General features: G+C 60.5%; 25 protein-coding genes and 1 other RNA gene. 14 read left to right on the forward strand and 12 right to left on the reverse strand.

Annotated features, from left to right (window positions below; genetic code table 11):
- Positions 1-48: 48 nt before the first annotated feature.
- Positions 49-1023, reverse strand: coding sequence for a nickel/cobalt transporter (locus FHU12_RS01810; protein ID WP_141967046.1), 975 nt, complete (start codon positions 1021-1023; stop codon positions 49-51).
- Positions 1024-1223: 200 nt separating this feature from the next.
- On the opposite strand from FHU12_RS01810, the gene asr reads away from it, so the two are divergent.
- Positions 1224-1571, forward strand: a complete 348-nt coding sequence (gene asr / locus FHU12_RS01815) for an acid resistance repetitive basic protein Asr (protein ID WP_141967048.1) — start codon at positions 1224-1226, stop codon at positions 1569-1571.
- A 195-nt stretch (positions 1572-1766) separates the two neighbouring features.
- Here the strand turns inward: asr and FHU12_RS01820 are convergent, their stop codons facing one another.
- Both FHU12_RS01820 and FHU12_RS01825 read right to left on the reverse strand, forming a co-directional pair.
- Positions 1767-2147, reverse strand: coding sequence for a DUF4440 domain-containing protein (locus FHU12_RS01820; protein ID WP_141967050.1), 381 nt, complete (start codon positions 2145-2147; stop codon positions 1767-1769).
- On the reverse strand, positions 2144-3526 hold the full coding sequence (locus FHU12_RS01825) for an MFS transporter (RefSeq protein WP_141967053.1): 1383 nt from the start codon (positions 3524-3526) through the stop codon (positions 2144-2146). The genes FHU12_RS01820 and FHU12_RS01825 overlap by 4 nt, the downstream gene beginning before the upstream one ends.
- A gap of 105 nt (positions 3527-3631) precedes the next feature.
- Here FHU12_RS01825 and FHU12_RS01830 point away from each other — a divergent pair, with 105 nt between their 5' ends.
- Positions 3632-4528, forward strand: coding sequence for a LysR family transcriptional regulator (locus FHU12_RS01830; RefSeq protein ID WP_141967054.1), 897 nt, complete (start codon positions 3632-3634; stop codon positions 4526-4528).
- Here the strand turns inward: FHU12_RS01830 and FHU12_RS01835 are convergent.
- Entirely contained in the window at positions 4488-5528 is a 1041-nt protein-coding gene (locus FHU12_RS01835; RefSeq protein WP_141967056.1) for an alpha/beta hydrolase family protein, read from the reverse strand. The genes FHU12_RS01830 and FHU12_RS01835 overlap by 41 nt on opposite strands.
- Before the next feature lie 150 nt (positions 5529-5678).
- On the opposite strand from FHU12_RS01835, the gene FHU12_RS01840 reads away from it, so the two are divergent.
- From FHU12_RS01840 to FHU12_RS01850, 3 genes are all read left to right on the forward strand, one after another.
- Positions 5679-6683 (forward strand): helix-turn-helix domain-containing protein, encoded by a 1005-nt coding sequence (locus tag FHU12_RS01840; RefSeq protein ID WP_141967058.1) that lies wholly within the window; start codon positions 5679-5681, stop codon positions 6681-6683.
- Between the two features lie 94 nt (positions 6684-6777).
- On the forward strand, positions 6778-7950 hold the full coding sequence (locus tag FHU12_RS01845) for an MFS transporter (protein WP_141967060.1): 1173 nt from the start codon (positions 6778-6780) through the stop codon (positions 7948-7950).
- Between the two features lie 102 nt (positions 7951-8052).
- Positions 8053-8391: a DUF2002 family protein gene (locus FHU12_RS01850; RefSeq protein ID WP_038872785.1), complete on the forward strand. Its 339-nt coding sequence runs from the start codon at positions 8053-8055 to the stop codon at positions 8389-8391.
- Positions 8392-8417: 26 nt separating this feature from the next.
- On the opposite strand, the gene FHU12_RS01855 is transcribed toward FHU12_RS01850, so the two are convergent.
- Entirely contained in the window at positions 8418-8864 is a 447-nt protein-coding gene (locus FHU12_RS01855; protein ID WP_025303978.1) for a DUF1198 family protein, read from the reverse strand.
- Positions 8865-8931: 67 nt separating this feature from the next.
- Positions 8932-9267, reverse strand: a complete 336-nt coding sequence (locus FHU12_RS01860; protein WP_004928976.1) for an MbeD/MobD family mobilization/exclusion family protein — start codon at positions 9265-9267, stop codon at positions 8932-8934.
- Positions 9268-9451: 184 nt separating this feature from the next.
- Between FHU12_RS01860 and smrA the strand changes: the two genes are divergently transcribed.
- Positions 9452-10024 (forward strand): DNA endonuclease SmrA, encoded by a 573-nt coding sequence (smrA, locus tag FHU12_RS01865; RefSeq protein ID WP_141967062.1) that lies wholly within the window; start codon positions 9452-9454, stop codon positions 10022-10024.
- Positions 10025-10074: 50 nt separating this feature from the next.
- On the opposite strand, the gene FHU12_RS01870 is transcribed toward smrA, so the two are convergent.
- Complete coding sequence (locus tag FHU12_RS01870) at positions 10075-10488, reverse strand: DoxX family protein (protein WP_016929826.1); 414 nt, start codon at positions 10486-10488, stop codon at positions 10075-10077.
- Between the two features lie 192 nt (positions 10489-10680).
- Here FHU12_RS01870 and FHU12_RS01875 point away from each other — a divergent pair, with 192 nt between their 5' ends.
- Both FHU12_RS01875 and FHU12_RS01880 read left to right on the forward strand, forming a co-directional pair.
- Positions 10681-10911 (forward strand): (4Fe-4S)-binding protein, encoded by a 231-nt coding sequence (locus FHU12_RS01875; protein WP_141967064.1) that lies wholly within the window; start codon positions 10681-10683, stop codon positions 10909-10911.
- Position 10912: 1 nt separating this feature from the next.
- The gene (locus FHU12_RS01880) at positions 10913-11191 is read left to right on the forward strand and encodes a GNAT family N-acetyltransferase (RefSeq protein ID WP_047730014.1); all 279 of its coding nucleotides are present in this window, start codon (positions 10913-10915) and stop codon (positions 11189-11191) included.
- Positions 11192-11223: 32 nt separating this feature from the next.
- On the opposite strand, the gene FHU12_RS01885 is transcribed toward FHU12_RS01880, so the two are convergent.
- Positions 11224-11406, reverse strand: a complete 183-nt coding sequence (locus tag FHU12_RS01885; RefSeq protein ID WP_025303973.1) for a GDFGVC terminal motif YodC-like protein — start codon at positions 11404-11406, stop codon at positions 11224-11226.
- Between the two features lie 120 nt (positions 11407-11526).
- Between FHU12_RS01885 and FHU12_RS01890 the strand changes: the two genes are divergently transcribed.
- Positions 11527-12042, forward strand: coding sequence for a DUF1543 domain-containing protein (locus FHU12_RS01890; RefSeq protein ID WP_141967066.1), 516 nt, complete (start codon positions 11527-11529; stop codon positions 12040-12042).
- Here the strand turns inward: FHU12_RS01890 and FHU12_RS01895 are convergent.
- The gene (locus FHU12_RS01895) at positions 12037-12963 is read right to left on the reverse strand and encodes a LysR substrate-binding domain-containing protein (RefSeq protein WP_141967068.1); all 927 of its coding nucleotides are present in this window, start codon (positions 12961-12963) and stop codon (positions 12037-12039) included. The two genes, FHU12_RS01890 and FHU12_RS01895, sit on opposite strands and share 6 nt — an antisense overlap.
- An 85-nt stretch (positions 12964-13048) precedes the next feature.
- Between FHU12_RS01895 and FHU12_RS01900 the strand changes: the two genes are divergently transcribed.
- Positions 13049-13546: a GNAT family N-acetyltransferase gene (locus FHU12_RS01900; protein ID WP_141967070.1), complete on the forward strand. Its 498-nt coding sequence runs from the start codon at positions 13049-13051 to the stop codon at positions 13544-13546.
- A gap of 62 nt (positions 13547-13608) precedes the next feature.
- On the opposite strand, the gene FHU12_RS01905 is transcribed toward FHU12_RS01900, so the two are convergent.
- Positions 13609-14343, reverse strand: a complete 735-nt coding sequence (locus FHU12_RS01905) for a class I SAM-dependent methyltransferase (RefSeq protein WP_141967072.1) — start codon at positions 14341-14343, stop codon at positions 13609-13611.
- A 98-nt stretch (positions 14344-14441) separates the two neighbouring features.
- Here FHU12_RS01905 and FHU12_RS01910 point away from each other — a divergent pair, with 98 nt between their 5' ends.
- The 4 genes from FHU12_RS01910 (at position 14442) to FHU12_RS01925 (ending at position 17605) form a co-directional block, all read left to right on the forward strand.
- The gene (locus FHU12_RS01910; protein WP_080352605.1) at positions 14442-14894 is read left to right on the forward strand and encodes a GNAT family N-acetyltransferase; all 453 of its coding nucleotides are present in this window, start codon (positions 14442-14444) and stop codon (positions 14892-14894) included.
- A 112-nt stretch (positions 14895-15006) separates the two neighbouring features.
- A complete protein-coding gene (locus tag FHU12_RS01915) occupies positions 15007-15423 on the forward strand; it encodes a DUF2946 domain-containing protein (RefSeq protein WP_260440687.1) in 417 nt (138 codons plus the stop codon).
- A 71-nt stretch (positions 15424-15494) separates the two neighbouring features.
- Complete coding sequence (locus FHU12_RS01920; protein WP_185742265.1) at positions 15495-17156, forward strand: DUF2534 family protein; 1662 nt, start codon at positions 15495-15497, stop codon at positions 17154-17156.
- A gap of 101 nt (positions 17157-17257) precedes the next feature.
- Complete coding sequence (locus FHU12_RS01925) at positions 17258-17605, forward strand: DUF6404 family protein (RefSeq protein ID WP_033644132.1); 348 nt, start codon at positions 17258-17260, stop codon at positions 17603-17605.
- A gap of 97 nt (positions 17606-17702) precedes the next feature.
- On the opposite strand, the gene ssrA is transcribed toward FHU12_RS01925, so the two are convergent.
- Both ssrA and smpB read right to left on the reverse strand, forming a co-directional pair.
- Positions 17703-18066: a transfer-messenger RNA gene (gene ssrA, locus FHU12_RS01930) on the reverse strand.
- Positions 18067-18115: 49 nt separating this feature from the next.
- Positions 18116-18598 (reverse strand): SsrA-binding protein SmpB, encoded by a 483-nt coding sequence (gene smpB, locus FHU12_RS01935; protein WP_016929804.1) that lies wholly within the window; start codon positions 18596-18598, stop codon positions 18116-18118.
- Positions 18599-18652: the final 54 nt, after the last annotated feature.

Consider the following 18652-nt stretch of genomic DNA (forward strand, 5'->3'; position numbering starts at 1 on the left):
TATTTGTGTGGCCGATCACGCAAAAAAACGACGATTTACCGGCGTTAGTTAGCAGCCGGCGGCGATAAAATCGCCGTTGGCGCTGACCGGGATCACCGAATTGAACAGCACCAGCGCGAACAGGATCAGGATCACGCCGCCGAGCATCACGGCGATGCGCGACGCCTGTGCCAGATAATAGCCCGTCAGGCCGGGTTGATGAGCCAGAAAGCGCTCGCGTGCGTGGTGCACCAGCGTGGCGAGGATCATGATCGACAGCCCGGTGCCCAGCGCCATGCTCATGGCGGAGATCACCCCCCAGGTGAACATGCCGATGGCGTTGGCGAACACCAGAATCAGGATGGCGCCGCTGCATGGACGAATACCGATGGAGACGATCAGCCACAGCGCGTTACGCCAGCCGCCGGTCAGTTCGGTCGCGCCGGGCTGATGCCGGTGGCCGCACTCGCACGCCGCGCTATGCGCGTGGTCCGCCGGGTGCAGCGCCTGAATGACCGGTGAGCGACGTCGACGCCAGCGCCAGCCACCGGCGCGCAGGATCACCACCAGGCCGAAGGCGGCGATGAATACCGCGCTGCCTTTTTCCACCCAGTAACGGCTGAGGCTGAGATCGCCCATCGACAGGTTGAGCACCACCGCCAGCACCACCACGAACACAATGGCGACCACGCCTTGCATCAGGCTGCCCAGCAGGGTGATCGCCCGGCTGGCGTTCAGCCGTTCGCGGTGGGTGGCCAGATAAGTGGTGATGACGAACTTGCCGTGGCCGGGGCCGATGGAGTGCAGGAAGCCGTAAGCGAAACTGGCCAGCGTCAGCATCAGCCCGCCGCTGTATTGCTGGTTGCGCTGCTGCAGCAGATAGAGCACCAGATAGCGGTGCATGTAAATCTGGAAGTTGATGCAGTACTGTACAAACTCGGCCCAGTGCCGCACGAACAGATAGAGCAGCGTCAGCAGCAGCAGACCGGCGAGGGCCAGGCCGGCGTAGCGGCCCGGCGCGTGTTTCAGTGAGACGGTTTTCATAGCGTGAGCGAGCCTGTACCGAGGGGCGTCTTCCTTCAGCATATACCCGCCGATGCGGTTCACAAGCGCCGTTCACAAACGTTGTACATTTGGTTACTCGGCGAAACCAATCACTCACGGAAACGGCAGTTTGATTCCACTAGTATCTGTTTCAACGGCTCCACCGGAGCTTACCGAAACAACACTCTGAGGATTTAAAGATGAAAAAAGTATTAGCGCTGATCGTTGCTGCCACTATGGGTCTGTCTTCTGTTGCTTTCGCTGCTGATACTGCAGCTACTGCTCCGGCTACCACCACCGCGCCAGCTGCGACCACCACTACCGCTGCGCCAGCGGCTGCTGAAAAAGCGCCAGCTAAAGCAACGCACCACAAGAAAGCTAAGCACCACAAAAAAGCGCCAGCCCAGAAAGCTCAGGCCGCTAAAAAGCACCACAAAAAAGCGCCAGCTCAGAAAGCCCAGGCTGCTAAAAAACACCACAAAAAAGCGCCAGTGCAGAAAGCTCAGGCCGCTAAAAAACACCACAAAAAAGCCGGTAAAAAAGCTTAATTAAGTGATGTTTGCGGAACCGAAAGGTTCCGCACTCTCCAGCCCGTACTCCAGACACCCGGTTCTTCCGGGTGTCTTCTTTTGAGGCGACGAACGATGATCAATCGCTATCTGTTTGAAGTCATTTTCAGTGCGGTAACCCTGTGCGGGGTGATCGTCGGTTGGGAACTGTTTTTGGCCGGCAGCTTTTTGTAATTATTGCGCCGCGGCGGTTTCGTGCAAATGCCGCCAACTGAGTAAGTTGGGCTGACGTTCAAAGACCACCGTGGAATAGCGCAGCGTAGCGCTTTGTCCCGGCAGGCTCTGTTTTTCCCGGTAGCTGACTACCGCGCCCGTCGGCCATTCGGCCACCAGTTTCATCTCTTCTATCTCGATTTCCAATCCCGGTTTGGCGGCGCGATGCGCGCGGAAAAAGGTGCACAGCGCGGCCAAATCCAGCGGAGCGCCGTTCAGCGCGATCATGCTGAAATCCGGCGTAAAGCGCGCCAGCAGCGCCTGCTCTTCTCCGGCGCCTTTGCCTAACCAGCGTTCAATGGCGATGTGGGCGTCGATCACTTCGGTAAAATACGGGTTCATAAAGCATCCTGTTGAGCGTTAAGTTGGCGCACGATGGCGCGGTTGGCGAGGCGCAGACACAGCAGCAGCGGGATAAATACGCTGGCGCCCGCCAGAATGAAGCAGGTACGGTAGGCCGCCGCGGGTGGCAACACGGTCAGCAGCAAATTCAGCAGCAGGCTGAGCAGCGCCACGCCGAGGCAAAAACTGAGCTGGCGGTTGATGTTCCACAGCGCGCTGGCATCCGCTAACTGAGCGTCGGGGATCTGCAGGAACGCGCTGCTCTGCGCGGTGCTGCTGCACAGGCTGCCGCCAAACCCCATCAGGGCGAAGGCGGCGATCTGCAATGCGTGCTGCCCGGCCTGATCGGTTTGTGCCAGCGTCAGCATGCCGGCGCCTTGTAACAGGCAGCCGGCGATCAGCAGCGGCCGTGGGCCGAGCCGGTTAAAGGTTTTGCCGGTCAGCGTGATGGCCAGGAACGACGCCAGTGCCCAGGGCAGCATCAGGCCGCCGACCTGGGCGGCGGGCATCCCCAGCTGGTTTTGCAGATACAGCATTGCCACCAGACTGACGCCGATGAACAGGCCGGGAATGCACAAATAAACCGCCATGGCGTTGCGCAGCAGCGGATCGGAGACCAGTCGCAGGTTCAGCAGCGGCTGCGGGGTGCGCAGGCTATGGCGCAGATAATAGGCCAGCACCAGCAGACCGGCGGCCAGCAGCGCCGCGCCGGAAGTCTGATGACCGGCCTCGCTCAGCCGGGTCAGGCCGAGCAGCAGCAGCGTCAACGCCGTGCAGGCGCTCAGCAGTCCTTTGCCGTCGAGCGGTTTACGCACCGCCGTCGAGGTTTCCGCGCGCAGCCACAGCGCCGCCAGCGCCAGGGCCAGGGCCGCCAGCGGCAGGTTAGCGAAAAACACCCAGCGCCAGTCCAGCCGATCGACGAGCCAGCCGCCCAGCGCCGGTGACAGCGCCGGCGCCAGCAGCCCCACCAGCATGATGGCCGCAGACAGTCCGGCGCGTTCATGGCTGCGGTACAGCTGGTAGGTCAGCGTCTGGCCGATAGGGATCAGCAAGCCGCCGCCCATGCCCTGCAGGGTGCGCCAGCCGATCAGCGCGCCGATGCTGTCGGCGTTGCCCGCGCCGAGGGTAGCCAGCATGAACAGCGCCAGCGACAGCAGGAACACTCGCCGCCCGCCGATGCGCTGTGCCAGCCAGGCGCTGAGCGGGATCACCAGCGTCAGGCCGAGAATATAGCCGTTGCTGACCCACGCCAGTTGGCTGACCGACGCCTGCATCGCCTGGCCGATGGCGGGGTAGGCGACGTTGGCGATAAACATATTGATCAGATCGACGAAAAAGCCGAGCAGATAGACGATTGCCACTTTACTGCGATAAGACATGGTGCCTCCGGTTGAAGGCGAGCAGTGTATCGGGGGGAAAAGTGCGGATAAATCGGCGGCGGGCGATTACACTGTCAAAATGATTTTGACAATAAGGGCGGCGAAATGCTGAATTTGCAGCGCCTGGCGATCTTCGCGGCGGTGGTGGAAGCGGGCAGCTTTACCGCGGCGGCGGCGGCGCTGGGGCAAACCAAGGCGGTGGTGAGCTTTAACGTCAAGCAGCTGGAGAACGAGTTGGGGGTGTCACTGCTGGCGCGCAGCACCCGACGGCTGTCGCTGACCGATGCCGGCGAACGCTTCTACCAGCGCAGCCTGCAGCTGCTGCAGGAGGCGGAAAACGTGCTGGACGACGTGCGTCGCGATCATCACGGGCTGAGCGGCGTGCTGCGCATCACCAGCACGCCGGAATACGGCGCGCAGGTGGTGGTGCCGGCGCTGGCGGCATTTTCGCGACAGCATCCGCGGCTGCGCATCCAGCATGTCTCTTCTTCTTATCATGCCGATCTGATCTCTGAGCGCTTCGACGTGGCGATCCGTCTGGGCCAACTGGCGGATTCCAGCCACCGCGCGGCGCTGATCGACAGCTTTGCCATTTTTCCGGTGGCGTCGCCGGATTATCTGGCCGACCGGCCGATTCATTCGCTGACGGATCTGGCGCAGGCGCAGTGGATCGCCCACAGCCGGCTCAGTTCGCCGCTGAGCTGGCAGGTGGTCACGCCGCAGCGCGAAGCGGTGCTGTTCAAGGTCGCGGACGCCGCTACGCTCACCGGCGACAGCGCCGCGGCATTGCTGGCGTTCACCCTGCATGGCGCCGGGGTGGCGCTGCTGCCGGCGTGGCTGGCGCAGCCCGACATCGACGCCGGCCGGCTGCAGCGGTTGCTGTCGGATCACCGTTTCCCCGAGCAGAGCATCTATGCCCTCTACCCGAACACCCGTCACGTGCCGGAGAAGGTACGAGCCTTTATCGATTTTCTGCGCGCGCGGGTAGCCAGGGGCGAATGAACGGCAATATGGCCGCCACCGTTTGCTGATGTACCCATTCCCGTTGGGCAGGCGTGGTTGCGCACAGGACTTCCGCGTCTTTTTCTTCGGACGCCAAAATGTGGCGGCCGTTGGGTTGGCAAATGGGCAAAAAATCGAAATGATTGCCGTGGGTTAATCGCTGCGCATGGATAGGCTGTTCACCGCCATTAGCTGCCAGAGACGCGCCACCCAAACGCGTGCCTTTCTCGTCTGGCAGATAGTCTTTCGGTTCAATAATCAATAACGGGGCGTTTAGGTGGCGCAGACTCTCCGGCTGCAGATAGGGCACCATGCCGGGATCGAGGGCGACGGCAAAGCGGATGCGCGGGTCGGTATAATCGGCATCGAACCGATCGGCGGCGACCTGCGTCAGGTCAACCCTGGCCTGGGTATAGAACCGGCAGTTGGGTGACTGCGGCCGTTGCCGGCAACCGGCGATGAAATCTGCCAGCCTGACTCTGCCGCCGATGGCCGCGATGGCGCTGTAACCGCCCTTGGAGTGGCCGACAACGCCGATGGCATCGGGGTTAACGAGCGCAGCCCAGCGAGGAGAGGCGCGGATAGCGTCAATCAGCGTGGAGATATCTTCGGTTTGCCGCCAAAGATTGACGGACTGCGCCGGGATAGAGTCGCCGGTGGTGCTGCCGGGTGAGTTGGCGGCGATCACCACCACGCCATGGCGAACCAGCGCTGCCGCCAGCCAGGCCTGGCTGGCATGGTTCCCTCCGCTGCCGTGACTGAACACCACCAACGGAAAGGTGCCCTTGGCCGGTGGTGCGTCAACTTGGCCGGCAATACCGGTGAATACCGGATTGGCTCCGACACTTTGTCGTGGGCCTTCGGCATCCGTGGGATAATAAATACGGCTGGCGAGCGTGCGTGAACCCCGGGAGAACGCTTCATCATGTATGGCGATCTGATAAGGCGATGCGCTGACCGTCGTGCACAGCAGCAGCCACAGAGACAGTAATTTTTTCATCCTCACATCCTCATTACGACAAAAGCGCAAAGGTGACATCGGCGGTGCCTCTCGGCGACCTCGATCGCGATCAAGGTCGTTAAATTATTGTTTTAATAGACTTCACACCCTACACTTTTCCGCTTCGTCTCTTTGGATAAGGCGTAATGCATGCCGCTCATTCCCGTTACCTTTTTGTTCAGCTTGCTGTGCTGCGGGCTGTTGCTTCGCCTTGGCCGGCCCAGCGCCCGGCGTTGGGTTTTCCAGCTGTTACTGCTGCTGTGCGCATGGCAAAGCCTGCTGGTGGGGTTGCGTTACGGTTACGACTTAACGCAGTTCAACCGGTTGCAGCCGATTGGCGCCGTCATGATCCCGGTGCTGGTCTGGCTGACTTTCCGGATGAGCACACAGGGGCGCTTGCGGCTGGCTGATGTTTGGCATCTGACGCCCTTGTGTCTGACGTTGTTGGCCAGTCGGTATGCGCCATTTTGGTTGGATGCGTTGATTATTGTCGCCGATGCGGGTTACGGCGTGGCCTTGTGGTATGCACTGCGTGGCGGTGAGAATAGTTTGAAGCAGGTGGCGTTGGCGGAAAGCTGGCTCTGCTGCCGGCTGTGGCGTGGGTTAGCCATTTTATTGTTCACCGTCGCGATAGCGGAGCTGATCATTACCCTCGATTTTGCCTGGTTTGGCGGGCGACATGCCGGCCTGTTGGTGACGGTCGACACTTTCCTGCTTACGTTGGGCGTGTACCTGGTCTTGTCCCGCACCCGGCCGGCGGAGCAACCGGTCGAGGAAACGCCGGAGCCTGTTAAAGCCGGCGTGGTGAACGATGACCTGATCCACCACTGGTTTGTTCAGGTGCAACAGCGATTGCTGAAAGACGATCTTTATTTGCAACCGGAGCTGAATTTGGCGCTGTTGGCGCGCAAAAGCGGATTACCGGCACGCCGGGTGTCGCAGGCCATCAATCAGTATGCCGGGATGAATGTCTCGCAATACGTGAACCAATTACGTATCCGTGAGGCGGCGCGAAGGCTGCTTGTCGGCGACCGCCCGATAACCGAAATCATGCATGAGTCGGGATTTACCACCAAATCGAATTTTAATCGCGAATTCTTGCGCGTATACGGTGCCAACCCCAGCGAATGGCGCAGGCAGCAAACGCTTAGTTAAATAATAATTCGTTATCACTCTCTCATTTATCATCAAATCTCATCGGGGTATGCTGGAACGCTTCGTCTACCCCGTCCGATGCGAGCCACCTTCGATGACCGCAGAAAATAACCTCCAGCTGAACCGACGCATTCTGTCCGTGGTGATGTTCACCTTCGTTTGCTACCTGACCATCGGCCTACCGCTGGCGGTGCTGCCGGGATTTGTGCATGAGCATCTGGGCTACAACTCGGTGCTGGCGGGCCTTATCATCAGCGCGCAGTACTTCGCCACGCTGTTCAGCCGCCCGCACGCTGGGCGCTATGCCGATCAGCTGGGGCCGAAGAAGGTGGTGCTGTTCGGCCTGGCGTGCTGCGGCACCAGCGGCCTGTTTTACGCGCTGGCATTCGGCGTTGACGGTTACCCGTGGCTCAGCCTGCTGTTGCTGTGCGTGGGGCGGGTGTTTCTCGGCGTCGGCGAAAGCTTCGCCAGCACCGGTTCCACGCTGTGGGGTATCGGCCGGGTCGGAGCGATGCATACCGCGCGGGTGATTTCCTGGAACGGCGTTGCCACCTACGGGGCGATGGCGGCCGGGGCGCCGCTCGGCGTGTACCTGAATCAACAGTGGGGATTGGCCGGGGTGGCGGCGCTGATCGTGCTGGCGGTCGCGGTGGCGCTGCTGTTGGCGAGCGGCAAGCCGGACGTCTCGATCGCCGCCGGGCAGCGCATCGCCTTTTGCGCGGTGTTCGGTCGCATTTGGGCCTATGGTCTCGGGCTGGCGATGGGTACCGTCGGCTTCGGCGTGATCGCCACGTTCATCACGCTTTACTATGCCGACAAAGATTGGAGCGGCGCGGCGTTTTCGCTGACGCTGTTCAGCTGCGCCTTCGTCGGCATCCGCCTGATCTTCAGCAACGTCATCAACCGCCACGGCGGTCTGAAGGTGACGCTGGCGTCGTTTCTGGTCGAGATCGTCGGGCTGCTGTTGATCTGGCAGGCCGGCGAGCCCTGGATGGTGCAAACCGGCGCGTTGCTGGCCGGCGCCGGTTTCTCGCTGGTGTTCCCGGCGCTGGGCGTCGAGGCAGTGAAACAGGTGCCGCCGCAGAATCAGGGCACGGCGCTCGGCACCTATTCGGCGTTCCTCGACCTGGCGCTGGGCATCACCGGCCCGCTGGCCGGACTGCTGATTGGGCAAGCGGGCGTGCCGTCGATCTATCTGGCGGCGGCGCTGCTGGTGGCGCTCGGGGTGTTGCTCACTCTGCGCCTGCTGCAGCGCAGCCGGAGCTGATTCAGGAATAGTCCGAAACCCGGATTCCTCCCCAGAAAATCATTGTTTCGGTGAATGATTACGGTAAGGTCGCTCAGCGGTCCAGAATGATAGGAGGAATCGATGTATTTACGGCCGGATGAAGTGGCTAAAGTGTTGGAGAATACCGGCTTTGAGCGTGATTATGTCACCGATCAGGCCTATGGCTACCGCAAGGGTGCACACTACGTGTATGTGAATCGCGAAGCGCGGATGGGCAGAACCGCGTTGGTGATCCACCCGGCGTTGAAAGAGAGAAGCGTGCATTTCGCCACGCCAACCTCCCCGGTGCGCACCAGCGAGCAGTATCTGGAGTTTCCCCTGGATTTAAGCGGCGACGCCCCGAACCTGCGTTACGGCATCGCACACGGCTTCAGCTCGCGCGAAGCGCTGTCGCGCTACCTCTTCAGCATGTTCCTGTAATCGGTCCCCCGCCTTGGGGGACGCGATCAGCCGTGGGCCAACGCTTCGCGGTTGAAACGCTCGTTGTAGGCGCGACGGAACTGCGCCAGTTCAAACGCATCGATATCCAGTTCGGCGAAGTAAAACAGCGCCGCTTCGGTGTGCTCGGCGTGCAGCTCCGGCGATAGCCCGGCGCGCAGCAGCACGTCGCGCCACAGGGCAATCTGTTCGTCGTCCGCCTGTTTGATGAACGTCAGGTAGATGAACAGCAGATAAGCCGCCTGGTGCATCTCTTCGGTGTAGCCGTTGTTCAGCATGCGAATAAAGGTCTGGCTTTGGCGGCCGCCCATTTCCTGGATCATCGATTCGATCAGCATTGGTTTGACCCTCAGCAGATGGGCCAGCGAATCGATGGCTTTGCGGGTGTCGGACGTCAGGATGCGGTAACCGATAATGAATACGACGATCAGGGCGGCGAGGATGATCCAGGTCATTTAGGCTTTATTACACTCTCAATACGCCAGAAGAGGGGCGGGAGGCGCTGTGCGACAGCGCCCGCTATCAATGCTGCTCGCCGCTGAAATTACCGACCGCGCTCTGTTGGCGCAGGTGGTGATTGAAGGTGGCCGCGTCTTTGGCCAGCGCGTCCAGATGAGCGCCGAGCATTTTGATCTGCTTCACCAGCGCATGCTGTTCCGGTACCGAGCTGGCGGTGCTCAGCTTGCGCGCCAGTTGTTCATTCTGCGCCCGCAGCGCGGCTTCGCGCTGTTTGGCTTCTTCCAGCAGTTGCTGCAGCGCCTGGTAGCTCTGCTGCCATTCGCGGTGTTGCCGTTCGAAGCTGCTCTGCAACTCATTCATCGCATTTTGAAACTGGATTTCCAGCTCGCGCATTGTCATGGGCTCGATCCTTTGCGGCACTCAATGATGGCTTAGCAGTATAGCGAAAACTGTTCGCAAGCTCACCCGTTGACGACAAATGAGACAAATGCCGCTGACAATTCCCGGCTTGCAACCGCGCCAAGGCGACTTACAATCGACCCCATTCCCAGCCGTAAAGGCTGCCGTTCAAGAGAGGTGGAACATGAGCGAGCAGGAAAAAGACTTTTTTGAACAGGCGATGGCGGACGTGGTGCCGCTGGAGAGCGGACGGCAGACGCTGTACCTCAAGCCGCAGGAGGCGGTGGACAAAAGCGCGCGGCGCGAAGCGCAGCGGCTGCGGCAGGAAAACTTCCTCAGCACCGATTTTCTCGAGGTGATCCCCTGCGAACAGCCGCTGGAGTTCAAAGGGGAAGGCATTCAGCAGGGCGTGCTGGACAAGCTGCGCAACGGCCGTTACCCGCCGCAGGCGTCGCTGAACCTGCTGCGCCAGTCGGTCGAAGCCAGCCGGCAGGCGCTGTTTCGTTTCATTATGCAGGCGGAGGCGCAAAACCTGCGTTCGCTGCTGATCGTGCACGGTCGCGGGCGGCAGAACGAAAGCCATCCGAATATCGTGCGCAGTTACCTCGCCAAGTGGCTGGCACAGTTTGAACAGGTACAGGCATTTTGCCGCGCCTTACCGCGCGACGGCGGCGAGGGCGCCTGTTATGTCACGCTGCGCAAATCGGCGCAGGCCAAGGCAGAAAACTTTGAGCGCCACGCCAAGCGCAGCCGTTGAAAGGATAGCCGAAATAAAATGGCCGGCGAATATCGCCGGCCATCGATGAATTATTTATTAAATATTTTATAGTCCAGCGAATAACGGCCGGCGCCGGTTACCGCCAGCAACAGCAAGCCGCCAATGATGCTGATGTTTTTAAAGAAGTTGATTTCATTGCCCATCATTTCCATGCCGGTCATTTTCCAGAACGGATGGCCGATAAACGCGGTGCCCAACACGTATAGGGCGAAAATGACCGCGATAGGGCGAGTAAACAGACCGAGAATAAGCGCGATGCCGAAAATAAACTCCACCACCACGGCAACGATCGCCGCCAAATAAGGCATCGGCGTGCCATAGCCTTCCATCGCCGTGACGGTCGCACCGAAGTTGACCAGTTTCATCCAGCCGAAAATGATAAACAGAACCATCAGTAATATGCGGGACAGCAGAATTACGCCGTCTTTTGAGCTATCACCCATTTCGAACTCCTTAGCCACTGTCGGAATGATGTTGTCTTGCTGATTAAAGATTAGAACAATTTACGGTTTTTTCTAGCGGTGACGGGCGGTTGCGCCACTTTTTTCGGTGAGCGAGACGCGTGGTGAAGCCGGTGGCATTGCCTATACTTGAGCCTGGAGCAAAAACAATAAAACAGGCAATGTGAGGCCAAGATGGACGAGGAATTGACTGCCGCCGGTTACCGCCGTTATTCCGGCGACAAGATTGACGTTTATTTTAACAGCGCGCTATGCCGCCATTCCGCCAACTGCGTGCGCGGCAACGCGGCTATTTTTACCCTGAACCGCCGCCCGTGGATTATTCCGGACAATGCCGACGCGGCGGAGGTGAAACGCGTTATCGACACCTGCCCCAGCGGCGCACTTAAATATAGGGAGAAATAATATGGAACATAAAATACTGGCAGACGACAAGCGTTTTTATATCAATGACGAGCAGGGCAAGCTGATCGCCGAGATCTCTTTCGTGCCGAGCGGCGACAAGCTGACCATTATCGATCACACCTGGGTGGATGAGTCATTGAAGGGGCAGGGCGTCGGCAAAAAGCTGGTGGCGCTGGTGGTGGAGAAGATGCGCGCGGAGCAGCGTAAAATCATTCCGCTATGCCCGTTCGCCAAGCATGAGTTTGATACCACGCCGGCTTATCAGGACATTCGCGCCTGAAGCGATAACGGGGCGCGGCGCGCCCCGGTCATTCAGCAGACGCCGAAATCGCCGTCTTCGTGGTACAGCGCCACGTCGCTGGCCTGCACCTCTGTGCGCTGCTCTTTGCCCAGTTCATTCCAGCTGCAAACCAGGGTTTCACCGTCGATCGCCACCACGGTCATCTTTGGGCCGCCGGTGGTGCGTTGAACAAAATCACCGATATTGAATGCCATGCGTTCCTCCACAACAGATTAAACCTCACCTATTGATAACACAGAACGGCGCTGCCGTTGGCAGAAGTTTCGTTATGTATTAATTTATACAGCGATTATCACTAAGGAGAGCAGACTAACATGCCGGGATTATTGATGTTTTATGTGGGCGGTACGGCGCCGGGCGCCAATATTGAGTTGCACGACGTGCAGTTTGCGGCGGCGGATCGGCCGGAAGAGGCGTATCCGCTGCTGCGTGAAAAGTGGTTCGGCGATAAGCGCAAGGTGCATGTCGACGGCTATGCGCGCATCGACTGGGCGGACGGTTACGACGTGAGCCTGGAGCCTACGCCATTCGCCGGTGAAGAGAAGCTGTTTTTCGTCAACGTGGGCGGGTACCGCAGCGATGAGCTGGCGGAATTGCACCAGTTCGGCCTGTTTGTGGCGCGTTCCGCCGACGAGGCGAAGGAGAAAGCCAAACGGGTGCTGCTAACGGGCAGCGCACAGCAGCACAAGGATGACCTGGCCGAGGTGGACGACTGCCTGCTGCTGCAGGCGCTGCAGGGCTACCATGTGCATCTGCGGGCCAACCCGCACGGCAAACCGGCCCGGCCGCTGTGGCAGGGGTATCTGCCGATCGGCGAACCCGCGTTATAACGCCGCCAGCGCCTGCAATTGTTGCCGCAACCAGCGGCAGGCCTCCGGCCGGCCGTTCTTGCGGTGCAGGTAGATTTTAATCTGATACGGCGGCACCGGAAACGGCAGGGGGTGGATATCCAGCGCCGCCACCTGCCGCAATTTTTGCGCGGCGTAGCGCGGCATGCTCATCACCAGTTCGCTGTCGGCGACGATGAACGGTGCCCCCAGCAGCGAAGGCGTGCGGATGGCGATATCGCGCTGCAGCCCCAGCTTATCGAGCTGGTAGTCAATGACGCCGCGCTGTTCGTTCCACGGCGTCACCACCAGATGGCGCGCCCGCAGGTAGTTTTCCAGCGTCAGTTCGCCGTATTTTACGCTGAAGGCGGGTGAACAAATCGCCACATACTCATCCTCCAGCCAGCTCACCTCGTCGATATCCGGGTAGCTTTCGCCGTCGGTTTCGGTAAAGCCCAGTGCAAAGTCGATATGCCCCGCCAGCAGATCGTTCAGCGCCACCTTTCGCTCGGAATAGCGCAGCTGGAACGACAGCCCTGGCGCCAGGCGCTGCATCTGCGCCATCAGCGCGGGAAACACCGCGAAGGCGGTGTAATCGGTAATGGCGAAGGTGAAGCTCTCCCGGCTTTCGGCGGGGACGAAGCGCGGGCGCGGATGCAGCCCTTTGGCCAGCAGCGCCAGACTTTCGCTGACGGTCGGGGCCAGGCTGTCGGCATACACCGTCGGATGCATGTCGTTACCGACCCGGTAGAACAGCTCGTCCGCCAGCGCCTTGCGCAGCCGGATCAGCGCGTGGCTCAGCGCCGACGCGCTGAGGGCCAGCTCCGCCGCGGCGCGCGTCACCGATCGCAGCCGATAGACCGCTTCGAACACCAGCAGCAGGTTGAGATCGAGACGCTTCAAATCCAGATGCATGATATTCATTACCTGTTGATGAAAATGCAGTTCATACAGTATTGGAGTCGCGATATGCTGGCAAGCACAGTCATTAACACACTCAGGATTTGCCATGACCATCGAGATTTACCCGGCGCAAAAAAGCGACGCCAAACTGATTCTGGATATGATTATCGAGCTGGCAGTGTACGAAAAGGCGCGCGAGCAGGTGCTGGCCAGCGTGGAAGATATCGAACGCAGCCTGTTTGGGCCGGGCGCCTGTTCCGAAGCGCTGATTTGTACGGTGAACGGCGAGCCGGCGGGTTATGCGGTGTTCTTTATGAGTTACTCCACCTGGCTGGGTAAAAACGGCATCTATCTGGAAGACCTGTACGTGGCGCCGAAGCATCGCGGCGCGGGCGCCGGTAAAAAGCTGCTGCGGCACATCGCCCAGCTGGCGTGCGAACGGCAGTGCGGTCGCCTGGAGTGGAGCGTGCTGGACTGGAACCAACCGGCCATCGATTTCTACCTCAGCATCGGCGCGCAGCCGCAGGGCGAGTGGGTGCGCTATCGTATGGAAGGCGAGGCGCTGACGCACTTCGCGGCGCACGGGGTGGCGTTGCCGGCATAATAGCCGTTGGGGGGAGGCGGCCTCCCCAACTGTGGTGGTGTGAACGGTTTACTGCGGATCAATCAGGCGGGTTTGCGGGCGGCGAGAATGAAGATCATCGGGCGCTCCTGCTCTTCGTCCAGCGCCGGATTAGCGGCGATTTGCTGCGCGCTGGGGCCCCATTCGTTCAAATGCTGGATGATAAACCCTTGCTGCGCCAGCGGGTTGATATAGCCGCCAAGCGTGCGGTGCTGCTTGATGACGCCTTCCGCCAGCCAGTTGGAAACGCGCTGGCCTTCTCGCTGGTAACCGTTGACCGGCCAGGATTTCTGCCCGTTGCCGTCGGTCAACCAGCCCTGCTGCGCCGGGGCGGTGTAGATCGGGTGCTCGGCGGTGAAGATGAACTGCCCGCCGGGTTTCAGCGCGGCATACACCGTGGCGAATAGGGTGGACAAATCCTCGAGGTAGTGCAGCGTCAGCGAGCTGTAGACCAGATCGTAACGGTTTACAGGCAGCTGCAGCTGCGCCAAATCCTGCCGACGATACTCAATGCCCGCGTCGGCGGTCATCTCCCGCGCCTTGGCCAGCATCTTTTCCGAGACGTCCAATCCCAGCACGTCGGCGGCGCCCTGTTCGCGCGCGCTGCGGCAGAACCAGCCGTAGCCGCAGCCGAGATCGACCACGATTTTGTCCTGCAAATCCGGCAGGATGCGGCGGATGGCGGGCCATTCCGGCGCGCCGTCCAGGCCGTGCTGCGAGCGGCTGAGCTGCGCATAGCCGTCGAAGAAAGCCTGATTGTCATAGATGTTTTGCGTCATGATGACTCCTTAGTGAATGACGGCGGCGGAATGCCGCTGCCATACCCTGCATATTGCTGCATAATTCTACGCTGACAACATGGATAACGGGAATGACGATGGACATGATTTCGGTGCGGCAAGCGCCCGAGCTGGCGCCGCGCGCCATTGCGTATTTTCAGCGGCACTGGGCCACGGCAGAGACGTTGATGATGTATGAAGACGCCATCAACTGCAGCCTCGGCGCCGCCAACCCGCTGCCGCAGTGGTACCTGCTGATGGAAAATGACCAGATCCTCGGCTGTGCGGGGCTCATCACCAACGACTTTATCAGCCGTGGCGAGCTGTATCCCTGGCTGTGTGCGCTCTACGTAGAGGAAACGCAGCGCGGCCGGGGCTACGGCGCCAAACTGATTGAGCATGTGGCGGCGGAAACCCGCCGGTTGGGCTTCCCGCAGCTGCACCTGTGCACCGATCTGGAGGGCTACTACGAGCGCAACGGTTTCGTTTATAACGGGCTCGGTTATCACCCCTGGGGCGAAGCCTCGCGGGTCTATTCGCGGGTGCTGTGATCGCCGCCGCCGGGGGCGCGTAAGACAAACCTGACTTTTCTTTCACCTCATCGCGCATCGCGGGTTACACTGGCCGCTTGTTCGCCACCGACCGAGTTAATTCGCCGCCGCGATGAGAGTGCCACGCCAGCTACAGCAACGCTTTACCGCCTGCATCGCCATTATGGCGGTGCTGTTGCTGTTTGTGGCGCCGGTGGTGTCGAAATCGCTGATGCACCACCCGATGATGGGCGGCATGATGCAAACGGACGCCGCCATGCCTCACGACATGCACGCGATGGCGATGCCCGCCGCCGAGCATGCCGGCCACCACGGCATGGACCCGGCGGAGATGATTTTCTGCGGCTATTGCGAGCTGCTGATCCACGTGCCGCTGCTGCTGTGGGCATTCGTCCCGCTGCTGTGGCTGATGGCGCGCATCGCGCGCCTGCCTTGCGCGCCGCGCATCGTTTCTCCGCCCCTTCGGCGCCTGACTCTGCGGCCGAGCCCGCGCGGGCCGCCCGGCCAACCGTTTTTCCCTATTGCTTGATCATGGGTAACGCCGTCCGTATCGCTGCGGACGGTTTGCCTGCGCGCACAGTTTGAAAAACGAGAAAGGCCATGTCTTCAATAACTAAAACTCCACCTGCCGCATCGCCGCGTGGCGCGATGCTGAACCTGATCAGACGGCTGCATTTTTATATCGGCCTGCTGGTCGCTCCTTTTATTCTGGTCGCTGCACTGACCGGCACGCTGTATGTGCTGACGCCGCAGCTTGAAGAGGCGCTGTATCGCGATGCGCTTTTCACCGAACCACACGGGCAGGCGAGATCGCTGGCTGACCAGATCGCCGCCGCCCGCCGCGCGGTGGGTGACGAGGCACGCATTTACGCCGTGCGCCCGGCACCCGGCGTAATGGACACCACGCGAGTGCAGTTCGCGGGCGCCGATCTGGGCGCTTCCGAGTCGCGCGCGCTATTTGTCGACCCTTACACTCTGGCGATCAAGGGCGATATGACGGTGTACGGCACCTCCGGCGTGCTGCCGCTGCGCACCTGGCTGGACAAGCTTCACAGCAGCCTGCTGCTTGGCGATCTGGGGCGCAACTACAGCGAGCTGGCGGCGTCCTGGCTGTGGGTGGCCGCGCTGGGGGGCGTGGCGCTGTGGCTGGCGACGCGGCCGAAGCGCAGGCTGAAAAAGGCAAAAGGGGGCTTCGCCGCCAGCCGCCATTGGCATATCACGCTGGGCGTGGCGCTGCTGGCCGGGCTGCTGTTCTTCTCGGCTACCGGGCTGACCTGGTCGCAGTGGGCCGGTGGCAACATCGACGCGCTGCGGGCCAACCTGGGCTGGCTGACGCCGCAGGTCAACACCAGCCTGCAGGCCGATGCGCCGCAGATGCCGGCCGATCCGCACGCCGAGCACCGCGGGATGATGCCGGGCATGAAGATGAACCCTGCCGTGCAGGCCAATGCGCTGAACGGCGACTGGGATCGGGCGCTGCACGCTGCGCGCGCCGCCGGGATCGACGCCGCCAAGATCGAGCTGCGCCAGCCGAAAGGCGAGGGCAAAGCCTGGACGGTAACCGAAGTGGATCGCAGCTGGCCGACGCAGGTGGACGCGGTTGCCATCGCGCCGCAAAGCTTCGCCGTCATCGATCAGGTGCGGTTCGACACCTTCCCGCTCATCGCCAAGCTGACCCGCTGGGGCATCGACGCCCACATGGGCATTCTGTTCGGCTTGCCGAATCAGCTGCTGCTGGCGGCGTTTGGCCTTGGGCTGTGCTTGATGATCGTGCTGGGTTACCGCATGTGGTGGAGTCGCCGCCCGGCGGCGGGGGCGCAGCATCCGGTGCATACGCTGATTGCCGCCTGGCTGGCGCTTTCCCTGCCGGCGCGCGCCGCCACGCTGCTGGTGGCTTCCGCACTGGGGTATTGCCTGCCGGTGATGGGCGTGAGCCTCGCGGCGTTGCTGCTGGTGGACGTATGGCGCTGGCGCGGCCAGCGGCAAGGCCTTCAGAACGAAACGCCGGAAGCGGCCGCCCGCCGCGCCGAGGTGCGCAAGTTCCGCGCGGCGGTGGCGACGGTGGCGCTGGCGGTCGGCTGCGTGATGGGCCGAGCGATCCTCGGCGGCACCGTCGAGCAATTCCAGCTGCCGATCGGCGCCTGGAGCGCCCAGATGGTGATCATGCAGAGCCTGATGGTGCTGCTGTATACGCTGGTGTTCACCCTGCTGCTTTCCATTCCGCTGTGGTATTTCTTCCTGGGGGAGAAAGAGGGGCGGTGAGGAGCGTCCGGCATGCCTGCGGGCATGCCGGATATTTGGGAATGGGGCTTAAGCGCGTATCATCTCACCAAAGGGTAATCTCCACTGAAAGGAAGCGAACGATGACGTTTGAACAACAAAGGGATAAGGCGATAGCGCTGATGGAGGAAAAGAAGATGTGGCGGAGCAACTATGCGCCGCCAATCTTGCGTCTGCTGTGGCGAATGGACGTGAATATGCCACCGCCGCCGTTTGCGCCTTTCTGGCTGAATATGCTGTTCTTCGGTATTTGGTTTGGCCCGCTGTGGGGCGTGCTGATGTGGTTCATGGTATGGAAAAGTCAGGGATATACCGGTGAAGAGGCCCTGACATTAAGCCTCGCCGCCGGCCTGTTGTTTGGCTTTTTTATGGCGCTTTTCCACTACAGGCGGAAAAAGGCGAACAGGCTGCCGGACTGGAACGATCTTTGACACGTTGGTGACGAACAGACACAAAAAAGCCCGCAACCGAAGTTGCGGGCTTTTTCGCTATTATCGCCGGGTCTATCTGGTTCACTGGCGACGTATTTGGTGGAGCTGGGGGGATTTGAACCCCCGTCCGAAATTACTACACCGTCGGCACTACATGCTTAGTCCAATCTTTACATTCGCCGGCCAGCTGCGGATGGACACGCTACTGACAGACTAGCCTGATTGAGTTTAACGCTTCAGCCCCAGGCAGGACATCCACGCGATCTCTTTTGGGTTTGACCTCTCTTGATCCCCGTCCTAAGAGCGGAGGCTAGGGAGAGAGGGCTCTAAGCAGGGTATTAAGCTGCTAAAGCGTAGTTTTCGTCGTTTGCGACTATTTTTTTGCGGCTTTTTACGAGGCCAACCGCCCCTCGGCATGCTCCTAGGGCTTCGCAAATCCCGTCGAATCCAGAATCAGCCCCAAGTAACTTTGTGCAGTATACCAGAAGTTTACCTCGATAAGCCAGCGGCTTAACGATTGGCGTGCTTCATGATACGGGCTTTCGCCGTCTGCCATTCGCGATCTTTGATGTCATCGCGTTTGTCGTGCTCTTTCTTGCCTTTGGCTACGCCGATCTTGATCTTGCTCCAGGCATTTTTCCAATACAGGGACAAGGCCACCACGGTGTAACCGTCGCGGTTGACGCGGCCGAGCAGGGTGTCCAGCTCGCGTCGGTTCAGCAGCAGTTTACGGGTACGCGTCGGATCGCACACCACATGCGACGAAGCCACGTTGAGCGGGGTGATGGTGGCGCCAAACAGATAGGCTTCACCGTCACGGAACGTCACGTAGCTGTCGCTGAGGTTGGCTTTGCCTGCACGCAGCGATTTAACTTCCCACCCTTGCAGCGACAGGCCCGCCTCGAACTCTTCTTCAATGAAGTATTCGAAACGCGCGCGCTTGTTTTGAGCAATGGTGGCGGAACCGGGTTTGTGTGCTTTTTTCTTTGTCATAGTGCGTTCATTATACTGGATGCTTCAGCGAAAGAAATCCTTTCCCGTTCAGCA

The sequence above is a fragment of the Serratia marcescens genome (assembly GCF_006715005.1).
GTDB classification, from domain to species: Bacteria; Pseudomonadota; Gammaproteobacteria; order Enterobacterales; family Enterobacteriaceae; genus Serratia; species Serratia montpellierensis.